We start from the raw sequence: 16344 nt of genomic DNA on the forward strand, positions 1-16344 counted from the left end.
GGGAGACGGTTTGAGCACGCAAGCACAAGCCCCTGGGCAGCCACTGCCCGACAGCGCTCAGACGCGCAAGCTGGATCGCCGGACGTGGCCGACGTTCCGTCGGCTGTTCGTCGGGTACGTCCTACCGCACTGGAAGGTGGGAGTGGTGGCGATCCTGGCGATGCTGGCGCTTGCCGGCACGCAGACCGGCGTGGTGGCGTTGATCCGGCCGCTGCTCGATGACGGTTTCGTCGAGCAGGATGCAGCCACGATCCGCTTTTATGCGTTGCTGCTGATCGTGTTCATCGTTTTCCAGGGCGTTGCTCACTTCACCTCCCACTATCTGATGACCTGGATCGGTCGCCAGCTGGTCAAGCGTTTGCGGCTGGACGTTCACGACCGGCTGCTGGTCATGCCGAATTGGGTCTTCGACCAGCAGTCCTCGGGCCGGTTGGTTTCCAAGCTCACTTATGAAGCCGAGCAGGTGGCCGGTGCGGTGACGCGTGCCGTCTTGAGCCTAATCCAGGACGGCGCGCGGGTGGTCTTTCTGCTGGGCTACATGACCTACCTCTCACCGTGGCTGATGCTGATCGTGCTCGGGGTTCTGCCCGTGGTCGGTGGGATCATCGCCTACATCACCAAGCGCTTCCGCAAGATCAGCAAGCGCATCCACCACGCCGTCGGTGGCGTGGGCAGCGTGGCCGAAGAGAGCGTGCACGGTTATCAGGTGGTCAAGGCCTTCGGGCAGGCGGATCGCGAGCGGCAGCGTTTCGAGCGCGTGAACGAGCGCAACCGCAAGCAGTTCATGAAATTCATGGCCACCAAGTACGCCTCGGTTCCGCTGATCCGCCTGGTTGCCGGCATCGCCCTGGCGGTGGTGATCTACCTTGTCACCGTCGATGCGGTGGTTGAGACCATAACTGTGGGTACTTTTGTCTCGTTTGCCGGCGCTATCCTGTTGCTGAATCCGCCGCTCAAGTCCCTGGTCGCTGTCAACGCGACCATCCAGAAGGGGCTGACGGCTGCGCAGAGCATCTTTGATGTGGTGGACGCCCCGCAGGAGCCGGATCATGGTACACGGGGCATTGATCGCGCCGGGGGGCACGTCGAGCTGGAGGGTCTACGGTTCTCCTACGACGGCGAGCGGGAGGTCCTGCGCGGGATCGATGTGGATGTGCAGGCCGGCGAGACCGTGGCGCTGGTGGGGCCGTCGGGCAGCGGCAAGACGACGCTGGTCAATCTGCTGCCGCGCTTCTACGAGCCGACCGGCGGTGAGATCCGCCTCGACGGGCTGCCGCTGCAAGAGTACCGGCTGGCCGATCTGCGCCGACAGTTCTCGATGGTCGGGCAGAATGTGATGCTGTTCAACGCCTCGGTGGCCGACAACATCCGCTTCGGGGCCCAGGGGGCGGTGAGCGATGACCAGGTCCGCGCGGCAGCGGATGCCGCCAACGCAACCGGCTTCATCGAGGCCCTGCCGCAGGGCTTCGAGACCGAGGTGGGTGAGGATGGGGTGCTGCTCTCCGGCGGGCAGCGCCAGCGCATCGCCATAGCCCGGGCGGTGCTCAAGGATGCTCCGATCCTGATCTTGGACGAGGCGACCTCGGCGCTGGACACGGAGTCCGAGCGACACATCCAAGGGGCGCTGGAGCGTCTGATGGAGGGCCGGACGAGCTTTGTCATTGCCCACCGGCTCTCGACGGTCGAGAACGCGGATCAGATCCTCTTCCTTGACGGCGGACGAATCGTCGAGCGCGGTACGCATCGCGAGCTGCTCGAACGCGGCGGGCGATACGCCGGGCTGTACCGGATGCAGTTCGAAGACCGCACCGATCCTCCGGTGGAAGGGTAGGCTGATGTCCGTCCCGCGCTTCTGGCTGGAAGGCGGTCCGGCAGCGCGCGCTCTGGCGCCGCTCGCCGCGTTCTACGGGGGTGTGGTGGCGTTGCGTCGGGGACTCTACCAGCGCGGCTGGCTTGGCCGTCCGGTATCCCCCGTGCCGGTGATCGTGGTCGGCAACCTCTTTGTCGGTGGCACGGGCAAGACCCCGCTGGTGGCGTGGCTGGTCGCCCGGTTGCGGGAGCAGGGTTGGCAGCCGGGGATTGTAGCGCGCGGTTACGGCGGTCGGGCCGGGAAGGGGCCGGTGACCGTGACTGCGGAGTCGGACCCTGGGCAGGTGGGTGACGAGCCGGTGTTGCTTGCGCGGCGTTGCGGGGTGCCGGTACGGGTCGGTGCTGATCGCCCGGCCGCGGTACGCGCGGCCTGGCAGGCGGGCTGCGATGTGGTGGTCAGTGACGACGGGCTACAGCACTACCGGATGCGGCGAGCCGCCGAAATCGTGGTTCTGGATGCGCGGCGCAGGCTGGGCAACCGGCGACTGCTGCCGGCCGGGCCGTTGCGGGAACCGGCCGGTCGGCTGGCCACAGTGGATATCGTTGCGGTGAACGGCGACGCGGTCCCCGAGGGCGATAGCGTGTTTCGTCTGCGTCCGGGCTCCCCCCTTGCCGTGGATGGCAGCGAGCGGCCCTGGCCGGATGGCATGGCCCACGCCGTGGCCGGTATCGGCCATCCCGAGCGGTTCTTTGCTTCCCTGGAGGAGGCGGGGATCCGCGTGGCGGAACGTCACGTATTCCCAGACCACCACGCCTTTTCACCGGGGGACTTTGCCTTTGTCGATGAGCGGCCTGTCGTGATGACCGAGAAGGATGCCGTGAAGTGTCGAAACCTGCCCGGGGTAGACCGCCTCTGGTACCTGCCCGTGGAGCTGGTTCCCGGAGCGAAGCTATCCGCAGCGGTGACCGGGCTGATCGACCGGCTCGGTACCCGGGAGGAGCGGCCATGACCCCCCCAGCGTTCACCGTCGTCATACCGGCTCGCTTCGGTGCTTCCCGGCTGCCCGGTAAGCCGCTGGCCAATCTGCTCGGCGAGCCGGTGATCCGGCATGTACACCGGCGGGCGGTCGAGAGTGGCGCGGAGCGCGTTGTGGTGGCTACCGACGACCGGCGCATTGAATCGGCTTGCCTCGACTTCGGGGCGGAGGTTTTATTAACCGCCCCGGATCACCCGACCGGCACGGACCGCATTGCCGAGGTGGTCGATCGGTTGGCGCTAGTCGATGACGCCATCGTGGTCAATCTGCAAGGCGATGAGCCGCTGATGCCGCCGGGGTTGGTCACTTTGGTGGCCGAACGACTCGGGGCCGATCCCGGAGCCGCCATCGCCACGCTGGCAACCCCGATCTCGGAGGCCGGTGAGCTTTTCGAGCCCTCGGTGGTCAAGGTGGTGCGGGACCGGCGTGGCCACGCCCTGTATTTCAGCCGGGCGCCGATCCCCTGGGACCGGGAGCGCTTCGGCGCGATCGATGACACGACGGTGGCGGCCGGCGGGTGGCTCAGGCACTTGGGGCTGTATGCTTACCGCGTCGCCTTCCTGCGCCGCTTCCCGGGGCTGGAACCGGCGCCGCCGGAGCAGCTTGAGTCGCTGGAACAGCTCCGGGCACTGTGGCACGGTTTTGCGATCCAGGTTGCCGTCACCGAACAGCGTCCGGGTCCCGGCGTCGATACGCCGGCCGACTTGGAGGCAGTGGCTCGACGACTGCAGTCACCTCAACCGTAAAAAGGTGCGGTCTCTGTAGGGTGCAGGTTTCGTGGAACCGACTGATCAGGAAAGCAAAATGAAGATACTTCTAGTTTGTATGGGCAATATCTGCCGTTCGCCGACAGCGGAGGGGGTGCTGCGCCAGCGCCTGCGCGAGGAGGGACTTGACCACCACGTGGACCTCGACTCCGCGGGCACCCATGACTTCCACGTCGGCAAAGGGCCGGACCAGCGCGCCCAAGAGGCCGCGCGGCGGCGCGGGGTCGACATCAGTGACCTGCGTGCCCGCCAGGTGGAGCGCTACGACTTCCAGGAGCACGATCTGATCCTGGCTATGGACGAGGCCAACCTCGGCATCCTCCAAGCCGATTGCCCGCCGAAGCACAAGCACAAGCTCGGACTCTTTCTCGATTACGCCCGCACCCGCAGTGAGCGGGAGGTGCCCGACCCGTACTACGGCGGTGAGCGCGGTTTCGAGCACGTGCTCGACTTGATCCAGGATGCCGCCGATGGGCTGATCGACGAGGTACGCCGGAACCAGGGCTAGTCACGAAAGACTGCGGGCGGCGTGACGCCGCCCGCAGTCAACCGTTATTGGGCGGATAGGGCGGCGGTTACTCGGCCTTTTCCGCCCCTTCACCTTCCGCGTGGGTCGAGGTGCGATCATCGCTGGTTGGTGATGATGCCTCGGTTCCGGATGTAGAAGCCTGCTTCGGTCGGCGCGGACGCCCCGAGCGGACCTGTTTGCGCCCGCCGTTGCCCTGGGCCGCATCGTCGGCGCTTCCCCGGGGCGCGGGGCCAGCAGACGGCTGTGAGGGCTGTACATCCCCGGTCTCCGCGCTCGGGGTAGGGGCGGTCTTCTCCGCTTTCGCCTCCGCGTGGGTGGCGGGCTTCTGTTCCGCGCGCGCCTTTCCGTTGTCCCCCGGTTTCCGGTTCCCCTTGTCTGGCCGCGGGGCATCTTGCTGCCCGCCCGCGCTCGGGGGCTGTGTATCCGCCCGGTCCGGCGCGTTTGCAGGTTTGTCCGGCGTCTTCTCCGCATCCGCGCCCGCCGGCGTGGAAGTGGCGGGCGATGCGGCAGCCGCCGGGTCAGGTGCCGGGGATTCCGGCCCCGTGTCGCCGTTCTCCTCCGCGCCTGAGGCGGTGGTGGATCCGTCGGCGTGCTCGTTGCCGTTGCTGGAGCGACGGCGCCGGCGACCCCCGCGGCGCCCGCGGCGGCTGCGACCGCTGCGGGCGGAGCGGGCTTCGGCGTTGCGGGAGGTGTCGTCCTGACCCGCTGCCGCCGAGGGGGTGTCCTGCCGGGTGCTGCCGCTGTCAGCGTCCGTGGTCTGGGCATCGTCCTCCGGGGGCTCGGCGGTGGCCTCAGCCTTGCCGTTGCCACCGGCATTCTTGCGCTTGCCGCCCGTGGAACGCCCTTTGCCGCCGTTGCCACCGTGCCCCTTGGTCTCATCCGGGGCGCGGGGCGCTTCGCTCGACGCGCCCTTCGACGGGCTCTCCTGCTCGTTTTGCTGCTGACCGTTGCCGCCCTCGCTGGCACCACCGCCGGGGCTGCGTCGACTCCGGCCGCCGCCGCGGGAGCGGCCACCGCGCCGGGTTCCCCGTCTGTTCTGGCCGGTGCTGGAGCCGTTGCCATCACTGGAGCTCCGCTCGCTCCGGGACCGTGGCTTCTTCTCGCGTCCGGAATCCCCCTCTTCGGTGCGCTCGTCGCCGGGCGCGCTCTGGAACAGCAGGCCGCGGAGACGGCGGAAGATCGAACTCAGCGGGGCATCCTCCTCCTGGTGGCCATCCCCGGCTGCAGCGTCCGATGTTTGTTGCGATTCCGGCGCGGGCGCCGGCGCGCTGGGGGTTACACCCTGCACGGCGGGTGCCGGTGGCCGGCTGGCCGGCAGGCCCGCTTCGATGACGGTCGGCTCCGGCGCGGGTGTCGCCAGGTTGTAGCTGGAGCCGCTCTGCTCGAGCCCCTCGTCGGTACGCACGCGCTGGACGTCGTAATGCGGGGTCTCCAGGTTGCGGTTCGGGATCAGCAGGACGTGCACGCCGTAGCGGTGTTCGAGCTCGGCGATCTGGGCCCGCTTTTCGTTGAGCAGGAAGGTGGCGACCTCGATCGGGAGCTGGGCGAGCACGCGCCCGGTCTTCTCCTTCATCGCCTCTTCCTCGATGATGCGCAAAATCGACAACGCCAGGGACTCGACGCTGCGCACCGTGCCCTGGCCGCCGCACCGACCGCAGACCTCTTGGTGGGCCTCACCAAGCGAGGAGCGCAGGCGCTGCCGGGACATCTCCAGAAGGCCGAACCGGGAGATTCGCCCGATCTGCACCCGGGCCCGATCCGCCTTGACCGCCTCACGCAGCCGATTCTCCACCTCCCGCTGGTGGCGCGGCGGACCCATGTCGATGAAGTCGATCACGATCAGGCCACCGAGGTCGCGCAGGCGCAGTTGCCGGGCGATCTCGTCGGCGGCCTCGAGGTTTGTGTTAAGCGCCGTCTCCTCGATGTCAGCACCCTTGGTGGCGCGCGAGGAGTTGATGTCGATGGAGATCAGCGCCTCGGTATGGTCGATGGCGATCGCACCGCCGGAAGGGAGGCGCACGTCCCGCTGGAACGCCGACTCGATCTGGCTCTCGATCTGGTAGCGCGAGAAGAGGGGCACCGGGTCGGTGTATTGCTTGAGCTTCTGCCGGTTGTACGGCATGACCTGCTCGATGAAGTCGCGCGCCTTGGCGAAGACCTCGTCGTCATCAACCAGGATTTCGCCGATGTCCGAGCGGAGATAGTCGCGCAGGGCGCGGATGATGACGTCGCTCTCCTGGTAGACCAGAAACGGAGCGGCGCGCTCGGCGGTGGCGTTCTGGATGGCGTCCCAGAGCTTGAGCAGGTAATCCAGGTCCCACTGGAGCTCTTCGGTGCTGCGCCCCACGCCCGCTGTACGCACGATCAAGCCCATGCCCTCCGGGACATCGAGCTGGCGCAGGCTTTCACGAATCTCGGCGCGATCGGAGCCTTCGATCCGGCGGGACACGCCGCCGGCCCGGGGGTTGTTCGGCATGAGCACCAGGTAGCGCCCGGCCAGGCTGATATAAGTGGTCAGCGCGGCGCCCTTGTTGCCACGCTCCTCCTTATCGACCTGGACGAGGACTTCCTGGTTTTCGCGCAGGCCGTCTTTCGGCGTGTTCCGCTGACCATCCGCCGAGGTGAAGTAGGCGGGCGCGATTTCCTTGAAGGGCAGAAAGCCGTGGCGCTCCGCACCGTACTGGACGAACGCGGCCTCCAGGCTCGGCTCAACCCGGGTGATGATCCCCTTGTAGATGTTCGCCTTTTTCTGCTCGCGGGAGGGCGCCTCGATGTCGAGATCGTAGAGGATCTGGCCGTCCACCAGCGCAACGCGCAACTCTTCCGGCTGAGTTGCGTTGATCAGCATTCTTTTCATGGGTGCGCAATCTCCGCAGCCCTGCCGCCATCGCTTCCAGGCCGCCGGACAGGACGGACCGGTACGTCGGCGTCGTATCTGGCCACGCCACCAAGGGCCGCTCGGGCGACATTGGTGGCGCCGACCAGGCGGCGAGCCAGACCATCCAGTGCGACAGATCCGTCCGTGTCATCCGCGCTCGACTCCTGTTGAAGGGGCGCAGGGCTTGTTGGTCGTGGTCAAGTGGCCCGCGCCGCGTCCGGGCGCGGGCCCGTTGTCTCGTTCTGGTGCTGCAATCAGTGCCGCACGAGGTGCGACACTGCATGAAACCCGTCGTCGCGGATCCCGGCTTAACCGGTCGCCACGTGCGGCTAATTGTATCAGTGACTTGCGTCACCCTTCAAATTTCTTCTTTTGCTAAAATTTCCGAATGAGTGCCTCTGATCCCAAGGTTCGACACCATCAGGTACTGGCCGAAGAGGCCGGGCAACGAATCGACAACTTCCTCCTGCGCCAGCTCAAGGGCGTTCCGCGCAGCCGGATCTATCGCCTGCTGCGCAAGGGGGAGGTCCGGGTCGACGGGGGGCGGGCGCGGCCCACGCGCCGCCTGAGCACCGGGGAGGTGGTGCGCATACCGCCGGTTTCGGGGCAGCGTCAGCCCGCTGAGGTCGCTTCCGGCGGGCTGCCCGACGGCCTAGAGGCGCGACTGCGCGATGGGGTCCTCTACGAGGATGAACGGCTGCTAATCCTGGACAAGCCGTCGGGGCTTGCTGTGCATGGCGGTTCTACCGTGCGTGTCGGGTTGGTCGAGGCGATCCGGGGTATTCGGCCAGACCTTCCCTTCGTTGAGCTGGTTCACCGGTTGGACCAAGAGACCAGCGGTTGCCTGATGTTGGCCAAGCGGCGCTCCACCCTGCGTCGGCTCCACGAGCAGCTTCGCCAGGGCAAGGTGGAAAAGCATTACGCCGCGCTTCTGGCCGGGCGGGTGCGTGGGGCGATGCCGGTGCGGGTGGACGCGCCTCTGGAGCGCCTGCCCGGCGCACCGCGGGATCGCCAGGTGCGCGTCAGCAAGCAGGGGCGGGCGGCGGTGACCGAATTCCGCCCGGTACAGCGGTGGGTGCGGGCGACTCTGGTCACTGCGCGGCTGGAGACCGGACGCACTCACCAGATCCGGGTCCACGCCCGCCATATCGGCCACCCGGTCGCCGGCGATGAGCGCTACGGCGATCGTGCGGCGAATGCCGCGCTGCGTGAGTGCAGCCTGCGCCGGTTGTTTTTGCATGCTTCATCGCTGCGATTCCAGCATCCGGACAGTGGGGAGCCCCTATGTATCGAGGCACCGCTGGGCGATGAGTTGCAGGCGGTGCTTGAGCGCCTGTCGCAATCCCAAGACGAGGAGTCAGCATGAGCGAAGAGACATCCGAGCGCGAAGCGCTACTGGAGCTGCTGAAGGAGAATATCCGCGAGCAGCGGCGGGCACGGCGCTGGCGCCTGATTACCCGCGGTGCCGTTCTGGCGGTGGTTGTCTTGGTGGCGATCTCCCTCGGGCGCCTTGATTTCGCTGCCGAAGAGGAGGTTGGCCCGCACACGGCTGAGGTGCGGATCGATGGTCCGATCATGTCGGATTCTGCGGCCAGCGCCGAGCAGGTGATCCGCGGCTTGGAGCGCGCCTTCGAGGCGGACGATGTCGCCGGGGTGGTGCTGCGCATCAACAGCCCCGGCGGGAGCGCCGTGCACGCCCGGCAGATCTACCAGGAGATCCGGCGTCTGCGCGACGAGCATGAAGACATCCCGGTCCATGCGGTCATCGAGGACGTCGGCACCTCCGGCGCATACTATGTCGCTGCCGCCGCCGACCGGATCCACGTCAACGAGTCGAGTGTCGTGGGCTCGATCGGGGTGATCATGGGCAGCTTCGGTATTGGCGAGGCGCTGGAGAAACTCGGCATCGAGCGGCGAATCTATACGGCCGGAGAGGACAAGGCCTTCCTCGATCCCTTCGCGCCGGAGAACGAGGACCATGTCGAGCACGTCCGCACTATGCTCGACGATATCCATGGCCAGTTCATCGCCGCGGTCCGTGACGGGCGCGGGGAGCAGATCGACGCAGCTGGAGCCGACGAGGAGCGCCTGTTCTCGGGGCTGATCTGGACCGGGCGGCAGAGTCTCGACAAGGGGCTTGCCGACGAGATCGGCAGTGTGCGCAGCGTTGCCCGGGACGTGATCGGCGAGGAGGAGCTCGTCGACTACACAGCCCGTCGGGACTTCCTCTCCCAACTCGCCGAGCGTTTCGGCACCGCCGTGGGGCAGGGGGTCTACCAGTCGTTGCAGAGTCTCGAGTATCAGCCCCGCTGATGTCGCGCTGCGGGCCGGCCCCCGGGCCGGTCCGCAGCCGCAGGGGGATCAGGGCAAACGGTAGCCCTTGTCGCGCAGAAGCCGGGCGACGCCGATCAGCGGCAGGCCGATGAGCGCCGAGGGGTCGTTGCTCTCCACGGACTCCAGCAGAGCGGCACCAAGGCCCTCCGAGCGAATTGCCCCGGCACAGTCGAGGGGATGGTCGGCTCGGACGTAACGCTCGATGGTCTCTGCGTCGAGGCTCCGGAACCGGACCTGTACGGTTTCCAGCAGGTGTTCCTCGGCGCTGTCCTGGCATACGCAGACTGCGGTGAGAAAGCGCACGCATTGGCCGGAGTAGCGGCTCAGTTGCTCTCGGGCACGCTCTTCGCTTCCGGGCTTGCCGAGGATCTCGCTGCCGAGTGCCGCCACCTGGTCGCTGCCGATCACCACGGCTCCGGGGCGACGCTCGGCCACCGCCCGGGCCTTCTCCCGCGCTAGGCGCGCCACGGCGCCTTCCGGGGATTCGCCGCTGGCGATGGTCTCGTCAATAGAAGCGGCATCGATCTCAAACGGGATGCCCAGACGTTCGAGTAGCGCCCGACGATAAGGCGATGCGGAGGCCAGAATCAGCGATCCTGCTTCAGACATGGATTAAGACCCATTGGCTTGGAACGCCGTGCACCCTAGCGCCGTAAACGGCGCAGTGCCAGCACTTTACAGTATCCGGTGGCGGGGCTAGTATGCAGACCCTTATGTTGCCGGATGGGCTGGCTCCAGACGATTTTGGCACGCCGCCTCGTGTCCACCAGGGCACTCTGGCGCTGCCGACCATGCCGCGCCTGGCGCCATTGCTGGCGATCCAGGAAGGGCAGGCGTGGGCTCGCCTGGAAGGCAGCCTGGATGACGCGGGCCGGCGGGAACTGGCGGGGCGCATCGAGGCGGACGTGCCGCTGACGTGCCAGCGCTGCCTCGGGGTTTATTATCACCCGGTGGTCGTCGCCTTCCGGGTGGTCATCGTGGCGACCGAGGAGGAGGGCGAGGCCCTGCCCGACGAGCTGGAGCCCTATGTCTGCGGCTCGGCGGTTCGGCCCCTGCAGGTCGTCGAGGAAGAGATCCTGCTGGCGCTGCCGGTGGTGGCGCGGCATACAGGGGCGGATTGCACGCCCCCCGAACACGAGGCCGGTATCGCGCGGGAAGCCCTCAGCCCGTTTGCCAGCCTGCAGGGCAAGGTCCGCCGCCACGAGGCAGATGACTAACCAGGGCCCCGCCAAAAACGAATTTCTGAACCGATCGGAGTGATTAGACAATGGCCGTACAACAGAATCGCAAGACGCCCTCCAAGCGTGGTATGCGTCGCTCCCACGACAGCCTGAGCAAGCCGACGCTCGCCACGGAGCAGAGCACCGGCGAGACTCATCGCCGTCACCACATCAGCGCCGACGGCTACTACCGGGGCCGCAAGGTGACCCGCGGGCAGGACGACTGAGCCGCTCCGCCGTGGTCGTCATCGCGGGGTATTGCCCAGTCGTCGAGCGGGTGAAGGCATGACGGGCCATATAACCCTTTCGCTGGACGCTATGGGCGGGGATCACGGACCCAGTGTCGTGGTCCCCGCTGCTTTGCGGGCGCTGGAACGCCACCCCCATCTCCACGTGGTGCTCGTGGGGCAGGAAGAGACCCTGCGCGAGCACCTCCGGGCGGAGAGGTACGGCGATGCCGAGCGCGTGAGCGTGCGCCACTGCACGCAGGTCGTGGCCATGGACGAGCCGCCTTCCCAGGCGCTGCGCTCCAAGAAGGATTCGTCCATGCGTGTCACCCTGGAGATGGTCAAGGCCGGGGAGGCCGATGGCTGTGTAAGCGCCGGGAACACCGGTGCGCTCATGGCGACCGCCCGCTACTTGTTGAAGACCCTGCCGGGCATCGACCGGCCGGCGATCATGAGCACCCTCCCCACGCTTGACGGTGCCACACACATGCTGGATCTCGGTGCCAACGTCGACTGCACCGGCGACCACCTCTTTCAGTTTGCTGTCATGGGGGCGGTGGCCGCGGAGGCTGTCCACGGGGTGGAGCGTCCGCGTGTGGGGCTGCTGAACATCGGGGAAGAGGAGATCAAGGGCAACGAGTCGGTCAAGCACGCCGCGGAGCTGCTGCTGGAGTCCCGGGAGATCCACTACACCGGTTACATCGAGGGCGACGGCATCTTCAAGGGCGAGGCCGACGTGGTCGTTTGCGACGGATTCGTCGGCAACGTGGCCCTAAAGTCCAGTGAAGGCGTGGCGTCACTGATCTCCGAGTACATGCGCAGGGAGTTCCGCCGCAACCTTCTCTCGCGGATCGCCGGGTTGATCGCGCTGCCGGTGCTGCGTTCGCTGCGCGGGCGTATCGATCCCCGTCAGTATAACGGCGCGAGCCTGCTCGGCCTGCGGGGGGTTGCCCTCAAGAGTCACGGTTCGGCGGACAGCTTTGCCTTTGGTCGGGCCATCGACACCGCTGTCCGGGAGGCCGAACAGGGGGTCCCGGACCTGATCAATGCGCGCATCGAGCGGCTGCTGGGGGCGAGAGAAGGGGCGTGAGCAACGCAAGGATAATCGGCACCGGGAGCTACCTCCCCGAACGTGTGATCACAAACAAGGATCTCGAGCAGCATGTCGAGACCTCGGATCAGTGGATCCGCGAGCGCACGGGGATCGGCGAGCGGCGGGTGATCGCCGATGAGGAGGTCTGCGGCGATCTCGGTCGGATCGCGGCGCAGCGGGCGCTGGAAGCGGCCGGAGTCAGCGGCGATGAGATCGATCTGGTCATCGTCGCCACCTGCACGCCTGACCGGATCTTCCCAAGTACGGCCTCGTCCCTGCAGCGCGCCCTTGGGGTGCGTCCCGGTGCGGCGGCCTTCGACATCTCGGCGGCCTGCTCAGGGTTTATCTACGCTCTGGGTATCGCCGAGCGTTTCGTGCGTTGCGGTGATGCGCGCCGTGCCCTGGTGATCGGTGCCGAGGCGATGACCCGCATCCTCAACTGGGAGGATCGCGGGACCTGCGTGCTCTTCGGGGATGGCGGTGGAGCTGTGGTGCTTGAGGCCTCGGACGAACCCGGTGTGCTCTCCACCCACCTGCACTGTGACGGTCGCTATGAGCCGCTGCTGTATGTCCCGTGGGGGCCGGGGCGGGGCTACGCCGCCCTCGGGGCCGAAAGCGGCTACATCCACATGCGGGGCAACGAGGTGTTCAAGGTGGCCGTGAACACCCTTACGCGGATTGTCGAAGAGACCCTGGACTCGGCCGGGGTCGACAAGGGCGAGGTCGACTGGCTCGTCCCGCATCAGGCGAATATCCGCATCATCCAGGCCACCGCGAAGAAGCTCGATCTGCCCATGGAGCGCGTGGTGGTGACGGTGGGCGAGCACGGCAACACGTCGGCTGCGTCGATCCCCATCGCCTTGGATACCGCGGTGCGTGACGGTCGCATCCAGCGCGGGGAGACCCTGCTGCTGGAAGCCTTCGGTGGCGGGTTTACCTGGGGGTCGGCGCTGGTCCGGTACTAGCCCTCCCGAGATGGATTCCGTGCAGGAGCTGAGATGAGCAATCACACCCCGGAATTTGCAATGGTCTTTCCCGGCCAGGGCTCCCAGGCGGTCGGGATGATGGCGGCCTGGCAGGAAGACGAAACGGTCCGCGAGACCTTCGGCGAAGCCTCCGAGCCGCTGGGTTACGATCTCTGGGAACTGATCGCGAACGGGCCAGCTGAGGAACTCGATCGGACCGATCGTACGCAGCCGGCCATCCTGGTCGCCAGCGTGGCGCTGTGGCGCGTCTGGCAGGAACGAGGCGGTGCGGAGCCGGCGGTGCTGGCCGGACACAGCCTGGGGGAGTACAGCGCGCTGGTGGCTGCCGAGTCGCTGCAGCTCGCCGATGCGGCCGCGCTGGTGGCCGAGCGCGGTCGCTACATGCAGGAGGCCGTGCCGGCCGGCGAGGGCGCCATGGCGGCGGTCATCGGGCTTGAGGACGACAAGATCCGGGAGATCTGTGCCGGCGCCGCCCAGGGGGCCGTCGTGCAGCCCGTCAACTTCAACGCGCCGGGACAGGTGGTCATCGCCGGCAACCAGGAGGCAGTGGAACGGGCCGGTTCCGCCGCGAAGGAGGCCGGCGCCAAGCGAGTTCTGCCGCTGCCAGTCAGCGCGCCGTCCCACTGCAGCCTCATGCAGCCAGCCGCCGAGCGTCTGGCCCAGCGCCTCGAGGAAGTAGCGATCGAGGAGCCGCGCCGTCCGGTCATCCACAACGTCGATGTCTCGGTCAGCCGGGACGCTGCGTCGATCCGCCGCCGGCTGGTCGAGCAGCTGGCGAACCCGGTGCGGTGGACGGAGACGGTCCAGAAGATGAGCGGCGAAGGCGTTCAGGTCCTGGCGGAGTGCGGCCCGGGCAAGGTTCTGACCGGACTGACTCGCCGGATTGAGCGCAGCCTTCAGGGCGGATCGCTCAGCGAGCCGGACACTCTGGACGACATGCTGCGCCGTTTCCCGGCGACCAGCTAACCCCATCCGGACAGCTTTTGTTTGAAGGAGGCAGCGTGCACGGCAAAGACGACCTGCAGGGGCATATCGCCCTGGTAACCGGGGCGAGCCGGGGCATCGGCCAAGCCGTTCTGGAGTCCCTCGGCCGCGCCGGCGCGACGGTCATCGGGACCGCCACCAGCGAGCAGGGCGCCGAGGGAATTCGGCAGCGCCTGTCGGAGGCCGGGCTTATGGGCACCGGGATGGCACTGGATGTCACCGACTCGGAGCAGATTGCCGAGGTGCTGGGCGCCATTGGCCGTGACTTCGGGGCGCCAACCATCCTGGTGAATAACGCCGGCATCACCCGCGACAACCTGCTCATGCGGATGAAGGATGATGAGTGGGATCAGATCATCGACACGAACCTCAGCTCCGTCTACCGCATGAGCAAGGCGTGCCTGCGCGGCATGATGAAGGCGCGCGGCGGGCGCATCATCAACATCGGTTCGGTCGTCGGGGCCATGGGCAACGCCGGTCAGGCCAATTACTCTGCGGCGAAGGCCGGCATCATGGGCCTGACCAAGTCGATGGCCCGGGAGCTCGGTGCGCGCAACATCACGGTGAACACGGTAGCGCCCGGATTCATTGAGACGGATATGACGGCCGCCATGAGCGAGGAGCAGCGGGCGGCGCTGATTGGCAATGTGCCCCTGGAGCGGCTTGGCAGCCCGGAGGATATCGCCGCGGCGGTGACTTTCCTGGCCTCGCCGTCCGCCGGTTACATCACGGGCGAGACACTGCACGTCAACGGCGGCATGCACATGGCTTAAAACTCGTTGTTAAACAGTATCTTGTAAATGGTTCAGGATTCCGCTGGGGCGTTCTGGTACTCAGCGAACTGTTCCCCTACAATACGCGCCGCAGCCGGAAGACTGCGCCAATTAGAACCTCGGAGGACCTTTTAATGAGCAGCATCGAAGATCGCGTCAAGAAAATCGTCGTCGAGCAACTGGGGGTCAAAGAGGAAGAGGTCACTGGTGAGGCCTCGTTCGTGGACGACCTTGGCGCCGACTCGCTGGACACCGTCGAGCTCGTGATGGCGCTCGAGGAGGAGTTCGAGTGCGAGATCCCCGACGAGGAAGCCGAAAAGATCACGACGGTCCAGCAGGCCGTGGACTACATCAAGAAGCACCTGGAGGGGTAACCCCCACGGGCCACAGTCTGAAGGCGCAGCGGGGCCGGTCCGGTGGACCGGCCCCGATACATTCTGCGCCCCGAAGGGCACAAGGGTATGGATGATCGAGCCGTTGTCGTAACCGGGCTGGGGGTGGTCTCTCCGGTCGGTCACTCCGCTGATGAAGCCTGGTCCGCGGTGACCGAGGGCCGCAGCGGGATCCGGACCATCACCGAGTTTGATACGTCCGCCTACGCGGTCCAGTTCGGCGGGACGATCGAGGGCTTCGATGTGTCCCAGTATCTGCCGCGCAAAGAAGCACGGCGGATGGACCCGTTCATCCACTATGCCTTCGGCGCCTGTGCCGAAGCCCTGGAGTCGAGCGGCCTGGAGATCCGCGAGGACAACGCGGACCGGATCGGGCTGTCCGTTGGCTCCGGCATCGGCGGTATCCTGGGGATCGAGACGGGCCACCAGGCCCTGATGGAGGGTGGGCCACGCAAGGTCTCTCCCTTCCTGGTTCCGAGCAGCGTGATCAATATGGCGGCCGGGAACCTATCGATCCACTACGGACTGCGCGGCCCCAATCTCTCAACCGTCACCGCCTGCGCGGCGGGCACCCACAACCTCGGTGTCTCCGCCCGCATGATTGCCGCCGGAGACGCGGACGTCATGATCGCCGGCGGTGCGGAGAAGTGCATCACCCCGCTGGGACTGGCGGCGTTCTCGTCGGCGCGGGCGCTGTCGAGTCGCAACGATGATCCCTCGACGGCCAGTCGCCCCTGGGATGTCGATCGCGATGGTTTCGTCCTGAGCGAAGGCGCGGCGGTCCTGGTGCTGGAGTCCTATGCCCATGCGCGAGCGCGCGGGGCGACCATACTGGCCGAGCTGGCCGGGTTCGGCACCAGCTCGGATGCCCATCACATCACGCAGCCTGCCGAGAGCGGCGAGGGGGCGCAGCGCTGTATGGCGCGGGCCCTTGAAGACGCCGCCATGGCACCCGCGGATATCGATTACATCAACGCCCACGGTACATCGACCCAGGTCGGCGACCTGGCCGAGGCGGCGGCCGTCAAGCGCCTGTTTGGCGATCGGGCCGGCGAGGTGGCCATGAGTTCCACCAAGTCGGTGACCGGGCATCTGCTCGGCGCCGCCGGCGGGCTGGAGGCGGTATTCAGCGTGTTGGCGCTGCGCGACGGGATCATTCCGCCGACCTGCAATCTCCATCACCCGGAGGCCGATTGCGCCGGTCTCGATCTGGTACCCGGCGAGGCGCGGCAACAGCGGCTGCAGGCCGTACTCAGCAACTCCTTCGGATTCGGCGGGACGAACGCTTCCCTGATCTTTCGCAAGGCGAGCTGAG

General features: G+C 67.0%; 16 protein-coding genes. 14 read left to right on the top strand and 2 right to left on the bottom strand.

Annotation, left to right across the window (positions count from 1 at the left end; genetic code table 11):
- Window positions 1-10: 10 nt before the first annotated feature.
- The 4 genes from msbA to LRG07_RS03325 are packed head-to-tail and all read left to right on the top strand — an operon-like array spanning window position 11 to window position 4121.
- On the top strand, window positions 11-1831 hold the full coding sequence (msbA, locus tag LRG07_RS03310; protein ID WP_238632609.1) for a lipid A export permease/ATP-binding protein MsbA: 1821 nt from the start codon (window positions 11-13) through the stop codon (window positions 1829-1831).
- A gap of 4 nt (window positions 1832-1835) precedes the next feature.
- Window positions 1836-2819 carry a tetraacyldisaccharide 4'-kinase gene (lpxK, locus tag LRG07_RS03315; protein WP_201167165.1) on the top strand — a complete coding sequence of 328 codons (984 nt, stop codon included), beginning with the start codon at window positions 1836-1838 and terminating at the stop codon, window positions 2817-2819.
- Window positions 2816-3592 carry a 3-deoxy-manno-octulosonate cytidylyltransferase gene (kdsB, locus tag LRG07_RS03320; RefSeq protein ID WP_201167166.1) on the top strand — a complete coding sequence of 259 codons (777 nt, stop codon included), beginning with the start codon at window positions 2816-2818 and terminating at the stop codon, window positions 3590-3592. Before lpxK ends, kdsB begins: the two co-directional genes overlap by 4 nt.
- A 58-nt stretch (window positions 3593-3650) precedes the next feature.
- The gene (locus LRG07_RS03325) at window positions 3651-4121 is read left to right on the top strand and encodes a low molecular weight protein-tyrosine-phosphatase (protein WP_201167169.1); all 471 of its coding nucleotides are present in this window, start codon (window positions 3651-3653) and stop codon (window positions 4119-4121) included.
- 67 nt (window positions 4122-4188) lie between these two features.
- Here LRG07_RS03325 and rne read toward each other — a convergent pair whose 3' ends face one another.
- Window positions 4189-6999 (bottom strand): ribonuclease E, encoded by a 2811-nt coding sequence (gene rne / locus LRG07_RS03330; protein ID WP_201167172.1) that lies wholly within the window; start codon window positions 6997-6999, stop codon window positions 4189-4191.
- Between the two features lie 409 nt (window positions 7000-7408).
- On the opposite strand from rne, the gene LRG07_RS03335 reads away from it, so the two are divergent.
- Complete coding sequence (locus LRG07_RS03335) at window positions 7409-8386, top strand: RluA family pseudouridine synthase (RefSeq protein WP_201167175.1); 978 nt, start codon at window positions 7409-7411, stop codon at window positions 8384-8386.
- Complete coding sequence (locus LRG07_RS03340) at window positions 8383-9333, top strand: S49 family peptidase (RefSeq protein WP_201167178.1); 951 nt, start codon at window positions 8383-8385, stop codon at window positions 9331-9333. Before LRG07_RS03335 ends, LRG07_RS03340 begins: the two co-directional genes overlap by 4 nt.
- Window positions 9334-9381: 48 nt before the next feature.
- Here the strand turns inward: LRG07_RS03340 and LRG07_RS03345 are convergent, their stop codons facing one another.
- On the bottom strand, window positions 9382-9963 hold the full coding sequence (locus LRG07_RS03345) for a nucleoside triphosphate pyrophosphatase (RefSeq protein WP_201167181.1): 582 nt from the start codon (window positions 9961-9963) through the stop codon (window positions 9382-9384).
- A 92-nt stretch (window positions 9964-10055) separates the two neighbouring features.
- Between LRG07_RS03345 and LRG07_RS03350 the strand changes: the two genes are divergently transcribed.
- The 8 genes from LRG07_RS03350 (at window position 10056) to fabF (ending at window position 16343) form a co-directional block, all read left to right on the top strand.
- A complete protein-coding gene (locus tag LRG07_RS03350) occupies window positions 10056-10571 on the top strand; it encodes a YceD family protein (protein ID WP_201167185.1) in 516 nt (171 codons plus the stop codon).
- Window positions 10572-10621: 50 nt separating this feature from the next.
- Entirely contained in the window at window positions 10622-10801 is a 180-nt protein-coding gene (rpmF, locus tag LRG07_RS03355; protein ID WP_201167188.1) for a 50S ribosomal protein L32, read from the top strand.
- A gap of 58 nt (window positions 10802-10859) precedes the next feature.
- A complete protein-coding gene (gene plsX, locus LRG07_RS03360; RefSeq protein WP_201242510.1) occupies window positions 10860-11891 on the top strand; it encodes a phosphate acyltransferase PlsX in 1032 nt (343 codons plus the stop codon).
- Window positions 11888-12859 (top strand): beta-ketoacyl-ACP synthase III, encoded by a 972-nt coding sequence (locus LRG07_RS03365; protein ID WP_201167192.1) that lies wholly within the window; start codon window positions 11888-11890, stop codon window positions 12857-12859. The genes plsX and LRG07_RS03365 overlap by 4 nt, the downstream gene beginning before the upstream one ends.
- 33 nt (window positions 12860-12892) lie before the next feature.
- Window positions 12893-13846 carry an ACP S-malonyltransferase gene (gene fabD, locus LRG07_RS03370; RefSeq protein WP_201167194.1) on the top strand — a complete coding sequence of 318 codons (954 nt, stop codon included), beginning with the start codon at window positions 12893-12895 and terminating at the stop codon, window positions 13844-13846.
- Window positions 13847-13881: 35 nt separating this feature from the next.
- Entirely contained in the window at window positions 13882-14637 is a 756-nt protein-coding gene (gene fabG / locus LRG07_RS03375; protein ID WP_201167196.1) for a 3-oxoacyl-ACP reductase FabG, read from the top strand.
- 134 nt (window positions 14638-14771) lie between these two features.
- Window positions 14772-15011, top strand: coding sequence for an acyl carrier protein (gene acpP, locus LRG07_RS03380; RefSeq protein WP_011814030.1), 240 nt, complete (start codon window positions 14772-14774; stop codon window positions 15009-15011).
- An 87-nt stretch (window positions 15012-15098) separates the two neighbouring features.
- On the top strand, window positions 15099-16343 hold the full coding sequence (gene fabF, locus LRG07_RS03385) for a beta-ketoacyl-ACP synthase II (RefSeq protein WP_201242516.1): 1245 nt from the start codon (window positions 15099-15101) through the stop codon (window positions 16341-16343).
- The last annotated feature ends 1 nt before the right edge of the window (window position 16344 follow it).

Source organism: Halorhodospira sp. 9622, from assembly GCF_022228025.1.
GTDB lineage: Bacteria > Pseudomonadota > Gammaproteobacteria > Nitrococcales > Halorhodospiraceae > Halorhodospira > Halorhodospira halophila_A.

Excerpts from the sequence above, each read along its gene's own strand:
- rpmF (WP_201167188.1), top strand. The coding sequence starts at position 10,622 with ATGGCCGTACAACAGAATCGCAAGACGCCCTCCAAGCGTGGTATGCGT.
- fabF (WP_201242516.1), top strand. The coding sequence starts at position 15,099 with ATGGATGATCGAGCCGTTGTCGTAACCGGGCTGGGGGTGGTCTCTCCG.
- LRG07_RS03325 (WP_201167169.1), top strand. The coding sequence starts at position 3,651 with ATGAAGATACTTCTAGTTTGTATGGGCAATATCTGCCGTTCGCCGACA.
- LRG07_RS03350 (WP_201167185.1), top strand. The coding sequence starts at position 10,056 with ATGCAGACCCTTATGTTGCCGGATGGGCTGGCTCCAGACGATTTTGGC.
- plsX (WP_201242510.1), top strand. The coding sequence starts at position 10,860 with ATGACGGGCCATATAACCCTTTCGCTGGACGCTATGGGCGGGGATCAC.
- fabD (WP_201167194.1), top strand. The coding sequence starts at position 12,893 with ATGAGCAATCACACCCCGGAATTTGCAATGGTCTTTCCCGGCCAGGGC.
- lpxK (WP_201167165.1), top strand. The coding sequence starts at position 1,836 with ATGTCCGTCCCGCGCTTCTGGCTGGAAGGCGGTCCGGCAGCGCGCGCT.
- LRG07_RS03345 (WP_201167181.1), bottom strand. The coding sequence starts at position 9,963 with ATGTCTGAAGCAGGATCGCTGATTCTGGCCTCCGCATCGCCTTATCGT.
- LRG07_RS03340 (WP_201167178.1), top strand. The coding sequence starts at position 8,383 with ATGAGCGAAGAGACATCCGAGCGCGAAGCGCTACTGGAGCTGCTGAAG.
- rne (WP_201167172.1), bottom strand. The coding sequence starts at position 6,999 with ATGAAAAGAATGCTGATCAACGCAACTCAGCCGGAAGAGTTGCGCGTT.
- kdsB (WP_201167166.1), top strand. The coding sequence starts at position 2,816 with ATGACCCCCCCAGCGTTCACCGTCGTCATACCGGCTCGCTTCGGTGCT.
- LRG07_RS03335 (WP_201167175.1), top strand. The coding sequence starts at position 7,409 with ATGAGTGCCTCTGATCCCAAGGTTCGACACCATCAGGTACTGGCCGAA.
- acpP (WP_011814030.1), top strand. The coding sequence starts at position 14,772 with ATGAGCAGCATCGAAGATCGCGTCAAGAAAATCGTCGTCGAGCAACTG.